General features: G+C 56.4%; 18 protein-coding genes. 8 read left to right on the forward strand and 10 right to left on the reverse strand.

Going from position 1 to position 21,021, the window contains the following annotated elements; all coding sequences use genetic code 11:
* Positions 1–215: 215 nt before the first annotated feature.
* Both lysP and yieE read right to left on the reverse strand, forming a co-directional pair.
* Complete coding sequence (gene lysP, locus ACSVHP_RS10795) at positions 216–1,685, reverse strand: lysine-specific permease (protein WP_447551899.1); 1,470 nt, start codon at positions 1,683–1,685, stop codon at positions 216–218.
* A gap of 315 nt (positions 1,686–2,000) precedes the next feature.
* Complete coding sequence (gene yieE, locus ACSVHP_RS10800; protein WP_234671798.1) at positions 2,001–2,867, reverse strand: DNA-binding transcriptional regulator YeiE; 867 nt, start codon at positions 2,865–2,867, stop codon at positions 2,001–2,003.
* Positions 2,868–2,965: 98 nt separating this feature from the next.
* On the opposite strand from yieE, the gene ACSVHP_RS10805 reads away from it, so the two are divergent.
* From ACSVHP_RS10805 to ACSVHP_RS10815, 3 genes are all read left to right on the forward strand, one after another.
* Positions 2,966–4,012 carry a YeiH family protein gene (locus ACSVHP_RS10805; RefSeq protein ID WP_447551900.1) on the forward strand — a complete coding sequence of 349 codons (1,047 nt, stop codon included), beginning with the start codon at positions 2,966–2,968 and terminating at the stop codon, positions 4,010–4,012.
* Positions 4,013–4,076: 64 nt separating this feature from the next.
* Entirely contained in the window at positions 4,077–4,934 is an 858-nt protein-coding gene (gene nfo / locus ACSVHP_RS10810; RefSeq protein WP_417315733.1) for a deoxyribonuclease IV, read from the forward strand.
* Positions 4,935–4,936: 2 nt separating this feature from the next.
* On the forward strand, positions 4,937–6,031 hold the full coding sequence (locus tag ACSVHP_RS10815; RefSeq protein WP_447551901.1) for a sugar kinase: 1,095 nt from the start codon (positions 4,937–4,939) through the stop codon (positions 6,029–6,031).
* A gap of 18 nt (positions 6,032–6,049) precedes the next feature.
* Here the strand turns inward: ACSVHP_RS10815 and ACSVHP_RS10820 are convergent, their stop codons facing one another.
* The 6 genes from ACSVHP_RS10820 to fruB all read right to left on the reverse strand — a co-directional run bounded on the left by ACSVHP_RS10820 (position 6,050) and on the right by fruB (position 13,325).
* Positions 6,050–7,297: a NupC/NupG family nucleoside CNT transporter gene (locus tag ACSVHP_RS10820; RefSeq protein WP_447551902.1), complete on the reverse strand. Its 1,248-nt coding sequence runs from the start codon at positions 7,295–7,297 to the stop codon at positions 6,050–6,052.
* Positions 7,298–7,392: 95 nt separating this feature from the next.
* Positions 7,393–8,328: a pseudouridine-5'-phosphate glycosidase gene (locus ACSVHP_RS10825; protein WP_234671777.1), complete on the reverse strand. Its 936-nt coding sequence runs from the start codon at positions 8,326–8,328 to the stop codon at positions 7,393–7,395.
* On the reverse strand, positions 8,316–9,257 hold the full coding sequence (locus tag ACSVHP_RS10830) for a pseudouridine kinase (protein ID WP_447551903.1): 942 nt from the start codon (positions 9,255–9,257) through the stop codon (positions 8,316–8,318). Before ACSVHP_RS10830 ends, ACSVHP_RS10825 begins: the two co-directional genes overlap by 13 nt.
* Before the next feature lie 288 nt (positions 9,258–9,545).
* Positions 9,546–11,240: a PTS fructose transporter subunit IIBC gene (gene fruA / locus ACSVHP_RS10835; RefSeq protein ID WP_234671773.1), complete on the reverse strand. Its 1,695-nt coding sequence runs from the start codon at positions 11,238–11,240 to the stop codon at positions 9,546–9,548.
* A 16-nt stretch (positions 11,241–11,256) separates the two neighbouring features.
* Positions 11,257–12,195 (reverse strand): 1-phosphofructokinase, encoded by a 939-nt coding sequence (gene fruK, locus ACSVHP_RS10840; protein ID WP_234671771.1) that lies wholly within the window; start codon positions 12,193–12,195, stop codon positions 11,257–11,259.
* On the reverse strand, positions 12,195–13,325 hold the full coding sequence (fruB, locus tag ACSVHP_RS10845; RefSeq protein ID WP_234671769.1) for a fused PTS fructose transporter subunit IIA/HPr protein: 1,131 nt from the start codon (positions 13,323–13,325) through the stop codon (positions 12,195–12,197). The genes fruK and fruB overlap by 1 nt, the downstream gene beginning before the upstream one ends.
* A gap of 370 nt (positions 13,326–13,695) precedes the next feature.
* Between fruB and setB the strand changes: the two genes are divergently transcribed.
* The gene (setB, locus tag ACSVHP_RS10850; protein WP_234671767.1) at positions 13,696–14,877 is read left to right on the forward strand and encodes a sugar efflux transporter SetB; all 1,182 of its coding nucleotides are present in this window, start codon (positions 13,696–13,698) and stop codon (positions 14,875–14,877) included.
* Here setB and ACSVHP_RS10855 read toward each other — a convergent pair.
* The gene (locus ACSVHP_RS10855) at positions 14,874–15,128 is read right to left on the reverse strand and encodes a YkgJ family cysteine cluster protein (RefSeq protein ID WP_234671765.1); all 255 of its coding nucleotides are present in this window, start codon (positions 15,126–15,128) and stop codon (positions 14,874–14,876) included. The genes setB and ACSVHP_RS10855 overlap by 4 nt on opposite strands.
* A 164-nt stretch (positions 15,129–15,292) precedes the next feature.
* Here ACSVHP_RS10855 and yeiP point away from each other — a divergent pair, with 164 nt between their 5' ends.
* Positions 15,293–15,865 carry an elongation factor P-like protein YeiP gene (gene yeiP / locus ACSVHP_RS10860; protein WP_006176435.1) on the forward strand — a complete coding sequence of 191 codons (573 nt, stop codon included), beginning with the start codon at positions 15,293–15,295 and terminating at the stop codon, positions 15,863–15,865.
* A 118-nt stretch (positions 15,866–15,983) separates the two neighbouring features.
* On the opposite strand, the gene uxuA is transcribed toward yeiP, so the two are convergent.
* A complete protein-coding gene (uxuA, locus tag ACSVHP_RS10865) occupies positions 15,984–17,174 on the reverse strand; it encodes a mannonate dehydratase (protein WP_417313965.1) in 1,191 nt (396 codons plus the stop codon).
* A 205-nt stretch (positions 17,175–17,379) separates the two neighbouring features.
* Between uxuA and ACSVHP_RS10870 the strand changes: the two genes are divergently transcribed.
* The 3 genes from ACSVHP_RS10870 to ACSVHP_RS10880 all read left to right on the forward strand — a co-directional run bounded on the left by ACSVHP_RS10870 (position 17,380) and on the right by ACSVHP_RS10880 (position 20,695).
* Positions 17,380–18,846 carry a mannitol dehydrogenase family protein gene (locus ACSVHP_RS10870; protein WP_447551904.1) on the forward strand — a complete coding sequence of 489 codons (1,467 nt, stop codon included), beginning with the start codon at positions 17,380–17,382 and terminating at the stop codon, positions 18,844–18,846.
* Positions 18,847–18,960: 114 nt separating this feature from the next.
* Positions 18,961–19,947, forward strand: coding sequence for a CobW family GTP-binding protein (locus tag ACSVHP_RS10875; protein ID WP_447551905.1), 987 nt, complete (start codon positions 18,961–18,963; stop codon positions 19,945–19,947).
* Between the two features lie 34 nt (positions 19,948–19,981).
* A complete protein-coding gene (locus tag ACSVHP_RS10880; protein ID WP_447551914.1) occupies positions 19,982–20,695 on the forward strand; it encodes a phosphatase PAP2 family protein in 714 nt (237 codons plus the stop codon).
* Positions 20,696–21,021: the final 326 nt, after the last annotated feature.

Genomic DNA, 21,021 nt, shown 5'->3' on the forward strand with positions numbered 1-21,021 from the left:
ATGAGGTAAATACAACTAAATCAAAGAATTTTTGCTCATATTGCTTTATCGCCCGCCCGCATCTCCGGCGGGTTTTGGCTGGGTCTTATTTTTCCGTAACGATAATGCAAACGATAACAATTATCAATTTAATTGTTAAAATTTATATCCGTTCTGCATACTGTGGAGACAAAAAAGCCCGCTCGAATGAGCGGGCTAAGAGAGAGGAAGTGCGATTATTTTTTAAATCGTTCAGGGAATTCCATTTCACTGTAGCGAACGAAGTGGGTTCCTTTCGTCAGTTTGTAGCCAAACCAGATGATCAGGAACAGCGGAATACCAATGTAGGTGGCCGTGACGGCGCCCCAGTCAATGGTGTCCGCAAGGAACGCTTCATAGTTCTGTCCCAGGGTAATAATCAGGCACAGAATGAAGGCGAAAATCGGCCCCAGCGGGAAGAAACCGGAACGGTACGGCAGATCCTTAAGGTCATGCCCCTGCATCACATAGCCGCGACGGAAGCGGTAGTGGCTGATAGCAATCCCCAGCCAGGCAATAAAGCCCGTCATACCGGACGTGTTCAGCAGCCACAGGTAGACGGTCTGGTTGCCGAACATTGAGGTCAGGAAGCAGAGACCCGCAATCACCGTGGTCGCGTACAGCGCGTTGCGCGGCACGCCGCCACGGGACAGTTTGGCGAAAATGCGCGGCGCTTTGCCGTCACAGGCCAGGGTGTAGAGCATACGGGTCGAGGCGTACATGCCGGAGTTACCCGCAGACAGCACCGCCGTCAGGATCACCGCGTTCATCACTGCCGCCGCAGAGAGCAGACCCGCGTGCTGGAAGACCAGCGTGAACGGGCTGACGCTGATGTCTTTCACATCGTTACGCAGCAGGCTCGGATCGGTATAAGGAATGATCAGGCTGATAATCAGGATGGCGAACACGTAGAACAGCAGGATACGCCAGAACACCTGACGCACCGCGCGCGGAATGTTCTTCTCCGGATCTTCAGATTCACCGGCAGCGATACCAATCAGCTCGGTGCCCTGGAAAGAGAAGCCGACAATCATCGCCACGCCAATCATCGCCGACAGCCCGCCGGCAAACGGCGCATCGCCGATTGTCCAGTTGCTCCAGCCCGCGGGTTGTGCCCCCTTAAAGATGCCGACGATCATCGCCACACCCACAACGATAAAGATGATGACGGTCGCGACTTTGATTAAGGAGAACCAGTATTCCGCTTCACCAAAACCGCGAACGGAGATGTAGTTCAGCAGGAAGATGACGCACAGGAACAATGCGCTCCAGATCCAGCCCGGCGTATCCGGGAACCACCAGTTCATCACCAGCTGTGCGGCGACGAGGTCAACGGCGATAGTTACCGCCCAGTTGTACCAGTAGTTCCAGCCCAGCGCGAAGCCGAAGCCTTCTTCAACGTATTTTTGGCCGTAGGTAGAGAAAGAGCCGGACACGGGCATGTATGCCGCCAGCTCGCCCAGACTGGTCATCAGGAAATACACCATCAGGCCAATCAGAATGTAAGAGAAGAGTGCCCCACCCGGGCCTGCTGCCGAAATCGTTGCGCCAGAGGCAACGAAAAGACCTGTACCGATTGAGCCGCCAATCGCGATCATCGTCAGGTGACGCGCCTTGAGTTCGCGACGTAGCGCGGGCGCTTCTGTGGTTTTAGTTTCTGAAACCATGTGAAAATGCTGTCCATTTATTAAATGAGGCGCGATTGTAGCAGACGATAAGCGTTCCTTCTGGCAGAAATACCCAGTTATAAGAGAGCTTCATGACGCGGCCTGGATTATAAGTAAAGCATAAATATGATGGTCTGTTTTAGGCGAGTGGCTAAGGGGAAAATGAGGCAGTCGTGGTCATTCCGTTCACCTTAGGTTCCTTGCTTCTCTGTCATCACAATACTTGTGAACGTGCCAGGGCGCCATTGGCCGACACTGTGGTCGCTGGAACAATTCCCTCTCCCCGTGGGAGAGGGTTAGGGTGAGGGCAAACAATTACATCTCGCAGTAGCGCAAAAACCGCTGCAACGCGCTGGAAAGATGTTTCTGACGATGATGAATACACCACAGCGTGCGAACCAGCTTCGGCAGCGGCAGCGGAATTTCCACCAGCGTGCCGGATTCAAGCTGCTCGGCGATCACCCGCCGGGAGAGACAGCTGATCCCAAGCCCGTGGCGAACCGCATGTTTAATGGCCTCGGAATTTCCAAGCTCCATCCCCAGCTGAAACTGCGGCAGATGCGACAGCAGCAGATAATCCACGATTTCACGCGTGCCGGAACCCTGCTCGCGTAAAATCCACTGGGCCTGCGCCAGCCGCTCCAGCGTCACCTCGCCCTGTAATAAAGAAGAGGCCGGGGAGGCAAACACCACCAGCTCATCTTCCAGCCAGGGCTCCGCCACGATATCCACGTTATGACACGGGCCCTCGATAAGCCCGATATCCACGCGAAAATCAATCACCGCGTTAATCACGTCCTGACTGTTGCCCACGCTCATCTCCAGCGGCAGCGTCGGGAAATCCCGGCGATAGCGGGCAATCACTTCCGGCAGAATGTAGTTACCAATGGTGCTGCTGGCGTAAACCCGAATAGCGCCGTTGTCTTCCCGGAACAGCTGCTCTATCTCAACAGCCTGCTCCAGCAGCGCCAGCGCGCGCGGGTACAGCAGGCGGCCGTGCTCGTTCACCACCAGCCGCTTCCCTACCCGGTCAAAAAGCTGAACGCCGAGCTGCCCTTCCAGATCGGTTAACGCGGCGCTGACCGCTGACTGCGATAAAGAGAGCATCACCGAGGCCTGGGTCGTAGACCCGCTTTTCAGTACCTCGGCAAAAACTTCCAGCTGGCGCAATGTAATGTGCATGGTTGCTTACCACTTATAAAGATTGATTATAAATATATAATCAATTTTATTTTTAAGCCAGAGCGCCGTAACCTTTCAGCCATTGAAAGGAGAAGGTTATGACAGACATCACCCTACAGAATCATCATACAGTGTGGCACTTCGTGCCCGGTCTTGCGCTCAGCGCCGTCGTGACGGGCGTGGCGTTATGGGGCGGCAGTATTCCCTCGGTGGCAGGCGCAGGGTTCAGCGCCCTTACGCTGGCCATTTTGCTCGGCATGGTGGTCGGTAACACCGTCTATCCGCGCATCTGGAAAGCCTGCGACGGCGGCGTGATTTTCGCGAAACAGCATCTGCTGCGCCTGGGGATCATTTTGTACGGCTTCCGCCTCACCTTTTCGCAGATTGCGGACGTGGGCGTCAGCGGGATTGCCATCGACGTGCTGACCCTAAGCAGCACCTTTATCCTCGCCTGTTTTATCGGGCAAAAGGTCTTCGGCCTGGACAAGCAAACCAGCTGGCTTATCGGCGCGGGCAGCAGCATCTGCGGTGCGGCGGCGGTACTCGCCACGGAACCGGTCGTCAAAGCGGAATCCAGCAAGGTTACCGTGGCTGTGGCAACGGTGGTTATCTTCGGTACGCTGGCGATATTCCTCTATCCGGCCATGTATCCGCTGGTCGCCCACTGGTTCACGCCGGAAGCCTACGGCATCTATATCGGCTCAACCATGCACGAGGTAGCGCAGGTTGTGGCGGCGGGCCATGCGATTAACCCGGATGCAGAAAACGCGGCGGTGATTGCCAAAATGCTGCGCGTGATGATGCTGGCCCCGTTCCTGATTTTCCTGGCGGCGCGGGTTAAACAGCTTGCCCCGGCGAACAGCGGTGAGAAAAGCAAAATCACCATTCCGTGGTTTGCGATTCTGTTCATCGTGGTGGCGATTTTTAACTCCTTCCACCTGCTGCCAAAAGCGGTTGTGGATATGCTCATCACGCTGGACACCGTGCTGCTGGCAATGGCGATGGCGGCGCTGGGGATCACCACCCACGTCAGCGCGCTGAAAAAAGCGGGAGCCAAACCGCTGCTGATGGCGCTGATGTTATTCATCTGGCTAATTGTCGGCGGCGGCGCCATTAACCTGGCCGTTCACAGCCTGCTGGCATAACCCCTCTCGTCCTTCTCCTGTTAACCCGCTATCATAAGCGTTTTGGGTTAACAGGAGTTCTTGAATGAAATATGTTGGAGCGCACGTTAGCGCTGCCGGTGGCCTTGCGAATGCCGCCATTCGCGCCGACGAAATCGGGGCGACCGCTTTCGCACTGTTTACCAAAAACCAGCGCCAGTGGCGCGCCGCCCCGCTCACAACGGAAGTCATTGATGATTTCAAGGCCGCCTGCGAAAAGTACGGTTTCGGGCCAGGGCAAATCCTCCCTCATGACAGCTACCTGATTAACCTTGGCCATCCGGTTGAAGAGGCGCTGGAAAAATCCCGCGAGGCTTTTCTTGATGAAGTGCAGCGCTGCGAACAGCTAGGGCTGACGCTGCTGAACTTCCACCCGGGCAGCCACCTGATGCAAATCGACGTGGACGCCTGCCTGGCGCGCATCGCCGAGTCCATTAACATCACCCTGGATAACACCAAAGGCGTGACCGCCGTTATCGAAAACACCGCCGGTCAGGGCAGCAACCTCGGGTTTAAATTTGAACACCTGGCGGCCATCATCGACGGCGTGGAAGACAAATCCCGCGTGGGCGTGTGCATCGATACCTGCCACGCCTTTGCCGCCGGCTACGATCTGCGCACCACCGAAGCCTGCCGGGACACCTTTGCCGAATTCGAACGTATCGTGGGCTTTGAGTACCTGCGCGGAATGCACCTGAACGATGCAAAAAGCGCCTTCGGCAGCCGCGTTGACCGCCACCACAGCCTCGGCGAAGGCAATATCGGCCACGATGCGTTCCGCTTTATCATGCAGGACTCACGCTTTGACGGCATTCCGATGGTGCTGGAAACCATCAACCCGGATATCTGGGCCGAGGAGATCGCCTGGCTGAAAGCACAGCAGACTGAAAAGGCGGTTGCGTAATAATGAACGACAGAGAGAAGCAGATACTCAAGATCCTGCGGCGCAACCCTCTGATCCAGCAAAACGAGATCGCGGATATTTTGCAGATCAGCCGCTCGCGCGTGGCGGCGCACATTATGGATCTGATGCGCAAAGGGATGATCAAAGGCAAAGGCTATATCCTGACCGAGCAGGAATACTGCGTGGTGGTCGGCGCCATTAATATGGATATTCGCGGCGTGGCGGACATTCACTATCCGCAGGCGGCGTCCAATCCCGGCAGCATTCAGTGCTCGGCGGGCGGCGTGGGTCGCAACATCGCGCATAACCTGGCGCTTCTGGGGCGCGACGTGCATCTGATTTCCGCCGTCGGCAGCGACTTTTACGGTGAAACGCTGCTGGAGCAAACCCGTCAGGCCGGGGTGAATATCTCCAGCTGCATGCGCCTGCACGGGCACAACACGTCCACCTATCTGTCGATTGCCAACCAGCAGGAAGAAACCGTGCTGGCGATTAACGATACCCATATTCTGGAAAAGCTCACGCCGCAGCTGCTGAACAGCTCGCGCGACCTGATCCGTCACTCAGGCGTGGTGCTCGCCGACTGCAACCTGACGCCGGAAGCCATCGAGTGGGTGTTTACGATTGCGGATGATATTCCGGTCTTTATTGATACGGTGTCGGAATTTAAAGCCGAAAAGATCAAAACCTGGTTCCCGCGCATTCATACCCTGAAGCCGACGCAAAAAGAGCTGGAGATCCTCTGGGGCAAGCCTGTCACCTCAGACGCGGACCGCATAAGCGCGGTTAATTCTCTGCATCAGCAGGGCGTTGAGCACATTTATGTCTGCCTGAAAGATGAGTCGGTATTTTGCAGCCAGAAGAACGGCGAGCAGTTCCTGCTGACTCCGCCTGCGCATACGGTAGTAGACAGCTTCGGTGCCGACGACGGCTTTATGGCGGGGCTGATTTACAGCTTCCTGGAAGGGAGCAGTTTCCGCGACAGCGCCAGCTTTGCGATGGCCTGCGCCGCGCTATCGCGCGCCAGCGTCAGCATCAACAACCCGACCCTCTCCGCGGATAACGCGCTGTATCTGATCCAGACAGCCCAGGCGTAATGCCCGGGCTGCAATGCCTTACAACCCAATAAAGAATCCGGCTATCGTGGCGCTCATCAGGTTCGAGAGCGTTGCGGCGGCCAGCGCCCGCATCCCAAGCTGGGCGATTTCCGGCGCACGCTGCGGGGCGATGGCTGAAAACGCCCCCACCACCACGCCGATAGAGCCGAAGTTTGCAAAACCGCACAGGGCGAAAGAGATAATCGCGATGGTTTTGACGTCCAGCGCCCCCGCCGTTTGCAGATACGGTGAGAAGTTGAGGTAGGCGACGAACTCGTTAATCGCCAGCTTTTGCCCAATCAGGCTTCCGGCCAATGTTGCGTCGCTCCAGTCCACGCCCATAATCCACGCCAGCGGTGCAAGCACGTAGCCAAAAATCCCTTCAAGCGTCGCGTACCCGAAGCCAAACCAGCCGCCAACGCCGCCGATAATGCCGTTAATGAGCGCAATAATCGCGACAAAGGCCATCACCACCGTCGCCACTCCGGCGGCGATTTTCAGGCCGGTCATTGCCCCGCTCGCGGCGGCTTCAATAATGCTTTTCGGCGGCGTTTCGGTGAATGACAGGTTTTCGAAGGTGACGGTAGAGGCTTCCGTCGCCGGGCTGAGCATTCGGGCAAACAAAATACCGCCCGGGATCGCCATCAGCGAGGCCGCCAGCAGGTAATCAATCGGAACGCCCATTCCGGCATAGCCAATCATCATCGACCCCGCAATGGAGGCCATCCCGCTACAGATGGCGGTAAACAGCTCGTTACGGTTCAGGCGATGGATAAAGGGCTTCACGATCGCCGGGATCTCGTTCTGCCCGAGGAAAATCGTAGTAACCGCGACGAACGATTCGATCTTGCTGATGTTGAGCGCTTTCTGGAAAATCCCGCCGAGAATGCGGATCAGCAGCCCCATCACGCCGATGTAATAAAGCAGACTGATCAGCGCGGTAACGAAAATGATGGCGGGCAGAACGCGAAACGCGAAGATAAAACCCGCCCCGTCAAACAGCACGTCCATTTTTGGCCCCACCAGAGAGCCAAAGATAAAGGCGCTGCCCGCGTCGCTGTAGGACATGACCTTATGAACGCCCAGCGCCGCCTGCTCCACCAGCCATTTGCCCGGCGGAAAGTAGAGCATGATCCCGCCGATGGCGATTTGCAACACCAGCGCCGCGCCGACGGTTCTCAGGCTGATACGCTTTTTGTTTACCGACAGCAGGAACGCAATTGCCAGTAAAACCACCATCCCCACAACACTTCTTACGATGTCCATAATGGATTCCCTTCATGCCAGGAAACCCGGCGTAACCGCCAGGTTTAGGTATGCTTGCTTTGCGTGGGCGACAGCTTTCTGCCCGGACGGGTAACTCAGACGAGGCGCTGGTACGCTTTTGCGATCTCGCAGGCCAGAATGGCGTTGTTAAACACCAGCTGAATATTGGACTTCAGGCTGTCGCCGCCGGTCAGATCCGCCACGCGCGCCAGCAGGAACGGCGTGCTCTCTTTGCCGACAATGCCCTGCTCTTCCGCTTCCTGCACCGCCTGGTCGATTGCCGCATTGATTTTCCCTTCCGCCATCGCAAACTGTTCCGGGATTGGGTTCGCCACCACCAGGCCACCGTTCAGACCGGTCTGCCATTTCACCGCCATCGCGCGGGCGATCTCTTCGGCGCTGTCGAGGCGAATGCTCACTTCAAACGGGCTGGTGCGGCAGAAGAAGGCCGGGAGCGCTTTGGTCTGATAGCCAATTAGCGGCACGCCGAAGGTTTCTAAATATTCTGTGGTTAACCCCAGGTCGAGAATAGATTTCGCACCGGCACACACGACCGTGACATTCGTATTTGCCAGCTCCTGAAGATCGGCGGAAATATCAAAGGTGTGTTCCGCACCGCGATGCACGCCGCCAATCCCGCCGGTCGCAAAGACTTTAATACCGGCCAGCGCGGCAATAATCATCGTGGATGCCACGGTAGTTGCGCCATTTTTCTTTGCCGCAACAACAAAAGGTAAATCACGACGACTGACTTTCGTTACGCTATGGCCTTCGCGACCCAGTAATTCTATTTCTTCCTGACTCAGGCCGACTTTCATTACGCCACCGATAATAGCAATGGTGGCCGGAACGGCGCCGTGATTACGAATGGTTTGTTCAACCTCAATCGCCGTCTGCGCATTTTGCGGGAACGGCATGCCGTGGGAAATAATAGTGGATTCCAGCGCAACAATCGGTTTATTTGCTTTTAGCGCTTCCTGTACTTCCGGGGAAATTTGTAATAATTCAGCGTTCAGCATTAATTCAGACATTCTGTGTTCTCCACTAAGGATGTAACATTTTCAACAGATAAATCAGGGTTATTGGTATAATCACAGGCCAGCGCCATGGATGAACAACCCTGTGCAAATCGAACGGAATCAATGAAGGTTCGGCCTTCTACCCAGCAGGAAACCAGCCCTGCCATCATCGCATCGCCCGCGCCCGTTACGTTCACCACCCGCGTTTTCACCGGGAGCGACCAGCCGCTTTCGCCGTTTGCGTGGCTGTAATAAACGCCGTCGCCGCCCATGCTTAACACCAGGCGCGTGAGCCCGTTGTCGTGGAACCAGGCCGCTACGCGCGCCACATCATCCCGACCGGACAGCGTGATGCCGCTAAGGGTTTCCGCCTCCAGACGGTTAGGTTTAAGGGTGTGGATCTTGCTGAGATGCTCGCGAATTTTGACGCATTTCCAGGCCGACACCGGGTCGACAAACACCGGGGCATCTCCGGCATTTTCCAGCAGCCAGACCAGCGCCTCTTCACTGAGATTGCAGTCCGCCACAATCGCCGCCGCGCCGCGAATAAATTCCAGGTGCTGTTTTAAAAACACCACGGAAATATGGTCTGAAATCGACATATCATTAATCGCCACCAGCATTTCGCCGGTATTATCGAGCAATGATAAATAACATGATGTGTTTTCCCCTGGCACCAGCAGACATTTATCAACATGTACACCGTGTTGACTGGTTTGTGCCAATAATGACTGACCATAAAAATCGCTGCCAACGGCCGTCAGCAGCCAGGAATTTTTACCGAGCAATGCCAGATTATGTGCGATATTCCGCCCCACGCCGCCTGGCGTAAATTTTATTTTTCCGGGATTTGAATCCGCATAATTTAATGAGGCATGAGAATATCCGGCGACATCCATATTTGCTGAGCCTATCGTTACTATGTATTCCTTTCCACGCATAGCACATCCTCTGGCAATAAACGGCCATAAAAATGAGTTCGTTAAGAATATTTACGACAACATCTAACAACTTTTAGAGCACATGTTCATCTGCGAACATGTGCTCATAATATGCGTGTTTTGAGTAAAGTAAATCCGTCGACAAGCGCCAAAGCGAATAGATATGAACAGAGTCACAATTTTTTAGGGATACAGTTAAGCAGGGAAAATAAAATTGCGAGGCAGGGCACAAAATGCAGAGATAAAAAAAGGGCAGAGAAATCTCTGCCCTTTTGAAGAGGTATGAACTTACGCGGCTTTTGCTGCCGCGGCGGCTGCGTCCACTTCCGGACGTTTCAGCACGGCGTAGGACAAGCCTGCGACCAGCGTACCGACAATAATCGCCAGCAGGTAACCCAGAACCGGGGTGATTGCGCCAGGGATCAGCAGAACGAACAGACCACCGTGCGGTGCCATCAGCTTCGCGCCAACCGCCATAGAGATAGCGCCTGTTACCGCGCCACCAACGATACAGCAAGGCAGTACGCGCATTGGGTCACGCGCAGCAAACGGAATCGCACCTTCGGTGATAAAGCACAGGCCCAGCACCAGCGCGGCTTTACCGCCTTCCTGCTGCGCTTTGTCGAACTTACGACGCGCAATGATTGTTGCCAGACCCAGCGCCAGCGGCGGTACCATACCCGCAGCCATGATTGCGGCCATCGGTGCGTAGGTTTGGGTACTCAGCAGACCCACGCCAAAGGCGTAAGCGGCTTTGTTCACCGGGCCACCCATATCGGTACACATCATGCCGCCGAGGATTGCACCCAGCAGTACCGCGTTCGCTGTACCCATGGTTTGCAGCCAGTGCGTCAGGCCTTCCAGAATGCCCGCAACGGGTTTACCGATGAGGTAAATCATTGCCAGACCCACCACCAGGCTGGAGATCAGCGGGATGATAAGGATAGGCTTCAGCGCTTCCATACTCTGCGGCAGTTTCAGCTTCGAGCTGATAAGCTTCGCGACATAACCCGCCAGGAAGCCCGCAATGATACCGCCGATAAAGCCGGAGCCGGTGCTCACCGCCAGCATACCGCCGATCAGACCCGGGGTCAGACCCGGACGGTCAGCGATGGAGAACGCAATAAAACCAGCCAGAACCGGGACCATCAGCGCGAAGGCGGAACCACCACCGATCTGCATCAGCGCCGCGGCCAGCGTGCCCTGTTCTTTAAAGGCTTCAATACCGAATGCGAAGGAGAGCGCGATACACAGGCCGCCCGCCACCACCATCGGCAGCATGTAAGACACGCCGGTCAGCAGGTGACGATAGGCACCCGCTGACTCTTTCTTGCCTTCGGTTGCCGTCTGCGCTTTACCCGCTGCCTGATACGGCTTAGCTTCTGCCAGCGCTTTATCAAACTCCTGCGCCGTCTTTTTCAGCGCCAGGCCCGTAGAGGTGCGGTACATCGGCTTACCAGCAAATTTCGCCAGGTCGACTTCGATATCCGCCGCCACGATGACCAGATCCGCTTCAGCCACCTCTTCCGGGGTGATCGCGTTGCCTGCGCCCACGGAACCGCGGGTTTCAACTTTTACCCACCAGCCGCGTTTTTTCGCTTCGGTTTCAATGGCTTCAGCCGCCATAAAGGTATGCGCCACGCCCGTAGGACAAGCCGTTACCGCCACCACGCGTTTTGGACCGGAAGCCGCCACCGGAGCCGCAGCCACAGGCGCGCTGTAGACGGACGCGTGGCCTTTTGCTTCGCTCAGGAACAGTTCAGGGTGCGCCACCGCGCGATTGATATCGCCCAGCCACACTTTCTTGCCGTTCAGTGCATTGTCTGCCGGAACGCTATCGCCCAGAACAATTGCCATTTCGGCGTCGCCCGGATTATCGATAAATTCCAGATGTGCTTTGCTTGCAGCCGCGCCCAGTAAGGTTTTCGCCATATAGGCGCGAGCCTGTCCCAGACCGGAGTCAATGATCAGCAGCGTTTTCATTATGCCTCTCCTGCTGTTAGTTAAAGGGTTTCAAGTCAACGCGCGCCATCATCGCGGCCAACTGTGGACGATCGGTAATGCCGACGTTGCTCTGGCTCACCGCCAGGGCAGCCACGGCGGTGGCAAGACGCAAGGTATGTTCGCTGGATTCACGCATCAGCAGGCCGTAAATCAGGCCGCCAACCATGGAATCCCCGGCGCCGACGGTGCTAACAACTTCAACCGATGGCGGCTTGGCAATCCACTCGCCGGAGGCGTTAACCCACAGCGCACCTTCCGCGCCAAGGGAGATCACCACGTGGGCGATACCCTGCTCGCGCAGCGCGTGGGCAGCTTCAATCACATCTTTTAATTCTGGCAGCTTGCGGCCAGCCCAGATCTCCAGCTCGCGGCGATTTGGCTTAACCAGCCACGGCGCGGCTTTCAGACCGGCAACCAGCGCGTCGCGGCTGCTGTCGAAGATAATGCACGGGCACTGGCTGCGCAGACGGGTCATCCAGTCGGTGAAGGCTTCCGGGCTGACGCCGGACGGCAGGCTGCCGCTGACGCAAACCATGTCGAACTGACCCAGCCAGCTCAGGGAGTCGGTTACAAAACGCTCCCAGTCTGCCGGAGTCACTTCGAAGCCGGAGAAGTTCAGGTCGGTCACTTCACCGTCTTTTTCGGTCAGCTTGACGTTGATACGGGTACGGCCCTGCACCACCTGGAAACGGTTCGCAATGCCCAGCTCGCTGAACAGCTGCTGGAAGCCGTCCTGGTTGTCTTTACCGAGGAAGCCGCCTACGGTGACGTCGATACCGAGATCTTTGAGCACTTTCGCGACGTTAATCCCTTTACCGGCAGCATGAAGGCCCGTGGTGCGCACGAGGTTTACTTCGCCGCGCTCAATTTCCGGGCAAAAGCCCACCAGGTCGTAGGCCGGGTTCAGCGTAATAGTCGCAACACGTCTGCTCATTATGCGCCCTCCCCAAGACCTGCCGCGATGGCATCGCCAATCGCCTTCAGCGCCTGTTCAGCATCAGGCCCCTGCGCGGTGAAGCGCAGACGGTGGCCCTTCTTCACGCCCAGCGCGACAACCTTCATCAGGCTGCGGCCGTTAGCCGGTTTGCCTGAGCCGTCGAGGTTGGTGACGGTGATGTCGCTTGAGAATTGTTTAATGGTGTTAACCAGCATCGTGCCCGGACGAGCGTGCAGGCCGTGTTCGTTACGCACCACAAACTCGGCGTTCAGCACGTCGTCTGTCAGCGCGTCGTCGCTGGTCAGCAGCGCCAGCACGGTCGCGGCATCTGCGGTCAGCAGTTTTTCAGCTTTGTTTGCCAGCAGCAGGTCGCTCAGGCGCTTCAGCACCGCAACCGGCTGGTCGTCGTTCATGGCAACGGTCACGAGCAGGGCAGCGCGCTCGCCGTCCACGTCGAAGGCGGTCGCAGCGCGGCTTACCGCCACGGCGCTGCGCAGGTTGCCTTCAGCGCTGTCGTTCAGCCAGATGCCCTGACCGAGGTTCAGCGGTTTGTCGTTAATCACGTGCGCCACAAACGCCGCATCCGCAGCGCCGGCCTCTTTCAGACGGCCCGCGTTCAGCGCCTGCAAGGTCACCAGATCCGATGCCGTGACGTCCAGCGTCAGCGTTTCGTTATCCAGCTTCAGCGCTTCGCTCTGTTTTTCGCCCATCAGCAGCGCGCGCAGCTCTTCTGCGGTGGTCGCGGTTTTCAGCTGTTCCGCTACGGAATCATCGCTCAGCACGTGCGTCAGCTGACGCAGCAGGCCCAGATGTTCGTCGCTGCTGGCGGCAATACCGATAGCCACATACGCAACCTGGCCCTCGCCCCACGTCACGCCCTGCGGGAACTGATAAACCTGAACGCCGGTTTTCAGCACCTGGTCGCGGGTGTCGGTGGTGCCGTGCGGGATAGCGATACCGTTGCCGAGGAAAGTGGAGGTCTGCTGCTCGCGCGCAAGCATCCCGTTAACGTAGCCGTCAGCCACGTTGCCTGCCTGAACGAGCGCGGCAGCAACCTGGCGAATGGCCTCTTCTTTATTCCCGGCGTGTTCGCCTGGGTGAATATCCTGAACAGATAACTGGAACATGGTTCTCCTCTCCTGCTGAACTTGAATCGTTTCAGCTTAATTGAGAAAAAATGCGCTAACCTGCTCAGTTAGTCAAAACAAGGTAGCGCTGAAACGTTTCAAGAAGTCTTGCTCTTTCTGCTGAACCTTGCAAGAAAAGTTACAAACGGCTGTTCAGAATTTAGAAGTGCAGCACATTTCCTCAACGGAAGGACAACATTTGCTGAAGGACGCAAGCGCGTCAGCAGATAACTTTCAGCAAGATTCAGCTTGTGAACTCGTTTTGAAATGCCATTTTGATTTTTTGTGGGGAATTTGACCGCACCGCCTGTTTATTTTCTGACAAGCGGCGTAAACTCCGCGACACTCAAGCAATCACTGATATTTGAACATGCACAACACCCCCGCTGCCGCCTCACCAAAGCCATTTGATTTGACGTCAACGGCGTTTTTGATTGTTGCCTTCCTCACCGGTATTGCCGGTGCGTTACAAACACCAACGCTAAGCCTGTTCCTGACGAACGAAGTCCATGCCCGCCCGGCGATGGTCGGCTTTTTCTTTACCGGAAGCGCCATTATCGGCATCCTGGTCAGCCAGTTTCTGGCCGGACGCTCCGACCGCAAAGGCGACCGTAAAAGCCTGATCGTCTTCTGCTGCCTGCTCGGCGTTTTCGCCTGTCTGCTGTTCGCCTGGAACCGTAACTACTTTATTTTGCTGTTTGTCGGCGTGTTCCTGAGCAGCTTTGGCTCGACGGCAAACCCGCAGATGTTTGCCCTCGCCCGCGAGCACGCAGACCGTACCGGGCGTGAAGCGGTGATGTTCAGCTCGATTCTGCGCGCGCAGGTGTCGCTGGCATGGGTGATTGGCCCCCCGCTGGCCTACGCGCTGGCGATGGGCTTTGGCTTCACGGTGATGTATCTGAGCGCGGCAGTTGCCTTTGTGGTGTGCGGCGCAATGGTCTGGTTCTTCCTGCCGACAATGCGCAAAGAGCCAAAGCTTGCGACCGGCACGCTGGAAGCCCCGCGCCGTAACCGCCGTGATGCGCTGCTGCTATTCATTATTTGTACGCTGATGTGGGGCACCAACAGTCTATACATCATCAATATGCCGCTGTTTATTATTGATGAGCTGCATCTGCCGGAAAAACTGGCCGGGATTATGATGGGCACCGCCGCGGGGCTTGAGATCCCGACCATGCTGATTGCGGGCTATTACGCGAAGCGTTTCGGGAAGCGTTTTTTAATGCGCATCGCGGCCGTCGCCGGACTGCTGTTCTACGTGGGCATGTTAACCGTGCATACGCCAGCGCTGCTGCTGGCTTTACAGCTGCTGAACGCCATCTATATCGGTATTCTCGCCGGGATCGGGATGCTCTACTTCCAGGATCTGATGCCGGGCCAGGCAGGCTCTGCCACCACCCTTTATACTAATACCACCCGCGTGGGCTGGATTATTGCCGGTTCAATGGCTGGCGTGGTCGCTGAAATCTGGAACTATCACACGGTCTTCTGGATTGCGCTGGGGATGTGCGTGCTGACGATATCGTGCCTGACGCGCATTAAGGATGTTTAGGGCGCGGTGAGCGATTCCAGCTCAAGAAGCCAGGTTATCGCCTGCGCCCGCGTGGTGCCGCACATTTCAGCCGATGGCTGTAAACCGGCGCACACTTTCGGGCGCAGCGGCGAGCCAAAAATCAGGCACAGGTTGTTGTCAGAAAGCTGAACGCAGCGCGTGTTGGCAGGCTTGCCCTCCGGCATCCCGGGAATGGGGCTTGAAATGGACGGTGCGGTACAGCAGGCACCGCAGTCCGGGCGGCAATCCATAAGAGCTCTCTTCTGGCAACGGATACCCGCTCAATCGGGCGTGGCGCGCACAGTAACACCTTTTATGTATTGATAGCAAAAGCCACGAATTCCACTTGCCTGAACGCGCGCGCGCGAGTAATTTGGCGCGATATTTTTTACCTCCCGTAGACAGGATTATTGCAATGCCAAGAGCGAACGAAATTAAGAAAGGTATGGTACTGAATTACAACGGCAAGCTGCTGATTGTGAAAGATATCGATATTCAGGCCCCGAGCGCCCGTGGTGCAGCAACGCTGTACAAAATGCGTTTTGCCGATGTTCGTACCGGTCTGAAGGTGGAAGAGCGCTTCAAAGGCGACGATATCGTCGATACCGTGACCCTGACCCGTCGCTACGTTGATTTCTCGTACATCGACGGTAACGAATATGTGTTCATGGATAAAGAAGACTATACCCCGTACATCTTTACCAAAGATCAGATTGAAGAAGAGCTGCTGTTCATTCCTGAAGGCGGGATGCCGGACATGCAGGTCCTGACCTGGGACGGCGTGCTGCTGGCGCTCGAACTGCCGCAGACCGTCGATCTGGAGATCGTTGACACAGCGCCGGGCATCAAAGGCGCGTCAGCAAGCGCACGCAACAAGCCAGCCACACTGACCACGGGCCTGGTTGTTCAGGTACCTGAATACCTGTCAGCGGGCGAGAAAATTCGTATCCATATCGAAGAAAAACGCTATATGGGTCGTGCTGACTGATAGCGGTATGTGTCGGGTGGCGCAAGCTTACCCGACCTACAAAAAAATACCGGCCTCAGAGCCGGTTTTTTTGTTTTTGTAGGCCGGGTAAGGCGAAGCCGCCACCCGGCATTACTGACTAAAGAAGCTCAGGATATTTCGTCATCTTCAGCGCCAGCTCCACGCCGCGCACTTCCGCCATCCCTTTCAGGCGGCCAATCGCCGAATAGCCCGGGTTGGTTTTCTTACGCAGATCGTCAAGCATCTGATGACCGTGATCCGGACGGAACGGGATAGGACGCAGATCCCCGGCCTCCTTACGACGCTTCTCTTCAGAGAGGATCGCGTCAACCACCGCCACCATATTCACATCACCGGTCAGGTGAGCGGCTTCGTGGAAGGTTTTTGGATTCTCTTCACGGCACGTTGCGCGCAGGTGCGTGAAGTGAATACGGTCGCCGAAGGTTTCAATCATCCGCACCAGGTCGTTATCGGCGCGCACGCCGTAGGAGCCGGTACACATGGTAAAGCCGTTATAGATGCTGTTAACGGTCTCTTTCAGCCACTGCATATCTTCAATCGTCGACACGATACGCGGCAGGCCGAGGATAGGACGCGGAGGATCGTCCGGGTGAACCGCCAGCCGCACGCCCGCCTCTTCTGCTACCGGCACGATGGCACGCAGGAAGTGGGCCATGTTTTCGCGAAGCTGGTTTTTATCGATATCACCGTATTCCGCCAGACGCGCGCGGAACTGGTCCAGGGTATAGCCCTCTTCCGCACCCGGCAGGCCAGCAATAATATTGCGGGTGAGTTTTTCGATATCAGCCTCGCTCGCCGCGTTGAACCACGCCAGCGCCTGCTGCTGCTCTTCGTCGGTGTAATCCGCCGCCGCGCCTTCGCGCTTCAGGATGTGCAGCTCAAACGCCGCAAAGGCAATCTGGTCAAAGCGCAGCGCTTTTGAGCCGTCCGGCAGCTGGTATTCCAGGTCTGTACGCGTCCAGTCCAGAATCGGCATGAAGTTATAGCAAACTGTGTCGATCCCGCAGGCCGCCAGGTTGCGAATGCTCTGCTGATAGTTGGCGATCCAGGCGTCACATTCACCGGAACGGGTTTTGATCTCTTCGTGAACCGGAATGCTTTCGACGACCGACCAGGTCAGCCCTTTTTCAGCCAGCAGCGCCTGACGCGCTTTGATCTCCTCAACCGGCCACACCTGACCGTTGGGAATATGGTGCAGCGCCGTGACAACGCCCGTTGCGCCAGCCTGACGCACATCATCAAGAGAAACCGGATCGTTTGGCCCGTACCAACGCCAGGTTTGTTCCATTGTCTCACCCTCTAAAGTTGTTATACCAATATGTGTTTGTGCAATGACGACTACCATACATGTTTCATAATAAGGGTCAATACAGGGCAGCACATTGATTGATCAAACTCACATAACGGCGATATTTACGGCTCACCAATTTTATTTGTTGTCATATAACTTTACACTGACCTTGTTAATTAATGGTTAATCAGGTGTGTATTTAATGAAGACTATCGCCACTGCCTCGCTTCCCGCCCACGTCCAGCTGCCGCGTTACGACCGCCAGCAGCTGCGCTCGCGCATCGTTCACTTCGGGTTTGGCGCATTTCACCGCGCCCATCAGGCGCTGTTAACCGACCGCGTGCTGAATGCGAAAGGGGGCGACTGGGGGATCTGTGAGATCAGTCTGTTCAGCGGCGATGTGCTGATGGGCCAGCTGCGCGCGCAAGACCACCTGTTTACCGTGCTGGAAAAAGGCGCCGACGGCAATCGGCCGATTGTGGTGGGCGCGGTACACGAATGTCTGAACGCGAAGCTGGATTCGCTGGCGGCGATCATTGAGAAATTTTGCGAGCCGCAGGTGGCCATCGTTTCCCTGACCATCACCGAAAAAGGCTACTGCATCGACCCGGCCACCGGAAAGCTGGATCTGAACAACGCCCGCATCATTCACGATCTGGAAAATCCGTCCGAACCCCATTCCGCACCCGGTATTCTGGTCGAGGCCCTGCACCGCCGCCGCGAGCGCGGCCTGGCGGCGTTTACCGTCCTCTCCTGCGATAACATCCCGGACAACGGCCACGTGGTGAAAAACGCGGTGCTGGGGATGGCGCAAAAACGCTCCGCTGAGCTGGCCGACTGGATAGGCGCGCACGTCAGTTTCCCGGGCACGATGGTCGACCGAATTGTGCCCGCCGCGACGGACGCCTCGCTGGCGGAAATCACCCGCGAGCTGGGCGTTGAAGATCCCTGCGCCATCAGCTGCGAGCCGTTCATCCAGTGGGTGGTAGAAGATAACTTTGTTGCCGGACGCCCGGAGTGGGAAGCGGCTGGCGTACAGATGGTGCAGGACGTTTTACCCTGGGAGCAGATGAAACTGCGGATGCTTAACGGCAGCCACTCTTTCCTGGCTTATCTCGGCTATCTCGCGGGCTATGCGCACATCAATGAATGTATGGAAGACGAACATTTCCGCCAGGCGGCACGCCGTTTGATGCTGGATGAGCAGGCGCCGACGCTGCGCATCACCGATGTGGATTTAACGGACTACGCCGACAGCCTGATTGAGCGCTTCGCCAACCCGGCGCTACAGCACCGCACCTGGCAAATCGCGATGGACGGCAGCCAGAAGCTGCCCCAGCGGATGCTCGACGGCATTCGCGTTCACCTTACCCGTGGCTCTGCATGGCCGCTGCTGGCGCTAGGCGTGGCGGGCTGGATCCGCTACGCGAGCGGCGTCGATGAACGCGGTGAGGCGATTGACGTTCGCGATCCGCTCAGCGAGAAGATCCGCGCAATCGTAGAGGCCAGCAGCGACGACACGCGCGTCACCGCCCTGCTGTCGCTCAGTGAAATCTTCGGTCAGGATCTGGCGCAATCCCCGGCGTTTGTCGACGCCGTCAGCCAGGCTTATCAGCAAATTGTGCAGCGCGGCGCGCGTCAGGCCGTTATCGAAACGTTAAATCTTTAGCGATTATTGCGCTTAAGGCGAACGGACATCAGCTCCGTTCGCCCTTCCCCTTCTCATTGCACGCATTTTTAGCCAGGATGATAGCGACTTCTTATCGCATCACACGGAGCGCATGTGACCAAAACCAACCTTATCACCGGTTTTCTCGGCAGCGGTAAAACCACCTCTATTCTGCATTTGCTGGCCAATAAAGACCCGGCAGAGAAATGGGCCGTTCTGGTCAACGAATTTGGCGAGGTGGGCATCGACGGCGCCCTGCTGGCCGACAGCGGTGCGATGATCAAAGAGATCCCGGGCGGATGTATGTGCTGCGTGAATGGTTTACCCATGCAGGTCGGGCTGAACACGCTGCTGCGCCAGGGCAAACCGGACCGCCTGCTGATTGAGCCCACCGGGCTGGGCCATCCGAAGCAAATTCTCGATTTACTCACCGCCCCCGTTTACGAGCCGTGGATCGATCTGCGCGCCACGCTCTGCCTGCTTGACCCGCGCCAGCTGCTCGATGAAAAAGCCGTCACCAACGAGAACTTCCGCGACCAGCTTGCCAGCGCCGATATTATCGTTGCCAATAAAACCGACCGCGCCACGCCAGAAAGCCAGGCGGCGTTTGACAGCTGGTGGCAGCAGGCTGGCGGCGAGCGTCAGTACGTTCAGACCACGCAAGGGGATATCGACAGCGCCCTGCTGGACCTGCCCCGACTGAACAAAACCGAGCTGCCCGCCAGCGCGGCGCACGGCCACGGCAGCGGTGCCAGACAGGGGCTTGCGGCGCTGAGCCTGCCTGAGCATCAGCGCTGGCGACGCAACCTGAACAGCGGTCAGGGCCATCAGGCCTGCGGCTGGATCTTTGATGCGGATACGGTGTTCGACACCATCGGCATTCTAGAGTGGGCGAGACTGGCCCCGGTCGAACGCGTGAAAGGCATTATGCGCACGCCGGACGGGCTGGTGAGGATCAACCGTCAGGGCGAGGACTTCTTTATTGAAACGCAAAACGTCGCGCCGCCGGATAGTCGTATAGAGTTAATTAGTGCGCTTAACGCTGACTGGAACGCCCTTCAGTCCAGCTTGTTGAAGCTTCGTTTAACTTTGGGCGGCTAACGTTGCCCCTGATTTCATAGCCTGCTGAAGAATGATGACAACTCGATTCCCCCTGATTTTACTGCTTAACGCCGCCGGTCTGGCGCTCTTTTTCTCCTGGTATCTGCCGGTGGATCACGGTTTCTGGTTCCCGCTGGACTCGGCGATTTTTCACTTCTTCAATGAAGAGCTGGTGAAGAGTCAGGCGTTTCTGTGGCTGGTCGCCATTACCAACAATCGCGCCTTTGACGGCTGCTCGCTGCTGGCGATGGGTGGTCTGATGCTCTCGTTCTGGCTGAAAGAAGACAAAGCCGGGCGCCGCCGCATCCTGATTATTGGCCTGGTGATGTTGCTTTTCGCGGTGGCCATTAATCAGCTGGCGACGGCGATTATTCCGGTTAAACGCTCCAGCCCGACGCTGTTCTTCACTGATATTCACCGCGTGAGTGAATTGCTGCATATTCCCACCAAGGATGCGTCTAAAGACAGTTTCCCTGGCGATCACGGGATGATGCTGCTTATTTTTTCCGCAATTATGCTGCGCTATTTCGGCAAAAAAGCCTTCGCCGTTGCCCTGATTATTTTTGTGGTTTTTGCCTTCCCACGCGTCATGATTGGCGCACACTGGTTTACCGATATTGCCGTGGGTTCGCTCTCCGTCGCATTGATTGCGCTGCCGTGGTGCCTGATGACCCCGCTGAGCGATCGCTTAATTGGGTTATTTGAGCGCTATCTTCCGGGCAGAAATCAACAAATTCAAAACAAGTAATTAACTTAAATTAACGCTATCCATCAGGGATCATTTTCGATCCCTGATGGTTATCCCGCTTACTCCCACATCTGCTGTCATCATCCCGTCACATTTTTCATGTAGTAAATGAACGCGTTGCATGATTTTTAAGCTAAATTGACGCTATTTTACGCAAATCGATTTATTCACTTTCTGTATCACTTTTTCTTATAAAAAAAGGGATATTTTTGCTCGCAATACCCCTTGCAATCGGTTAATCTCGAACTCGTTTTGCCCCAGAGAGACAATTATTATCAGGGTGAATAATTTTGTGCGTTGTTCCACAAATTTGATCATAAAGAATT

The organism is Enterobacter sp. 186315, assembly GCF_053290175.1.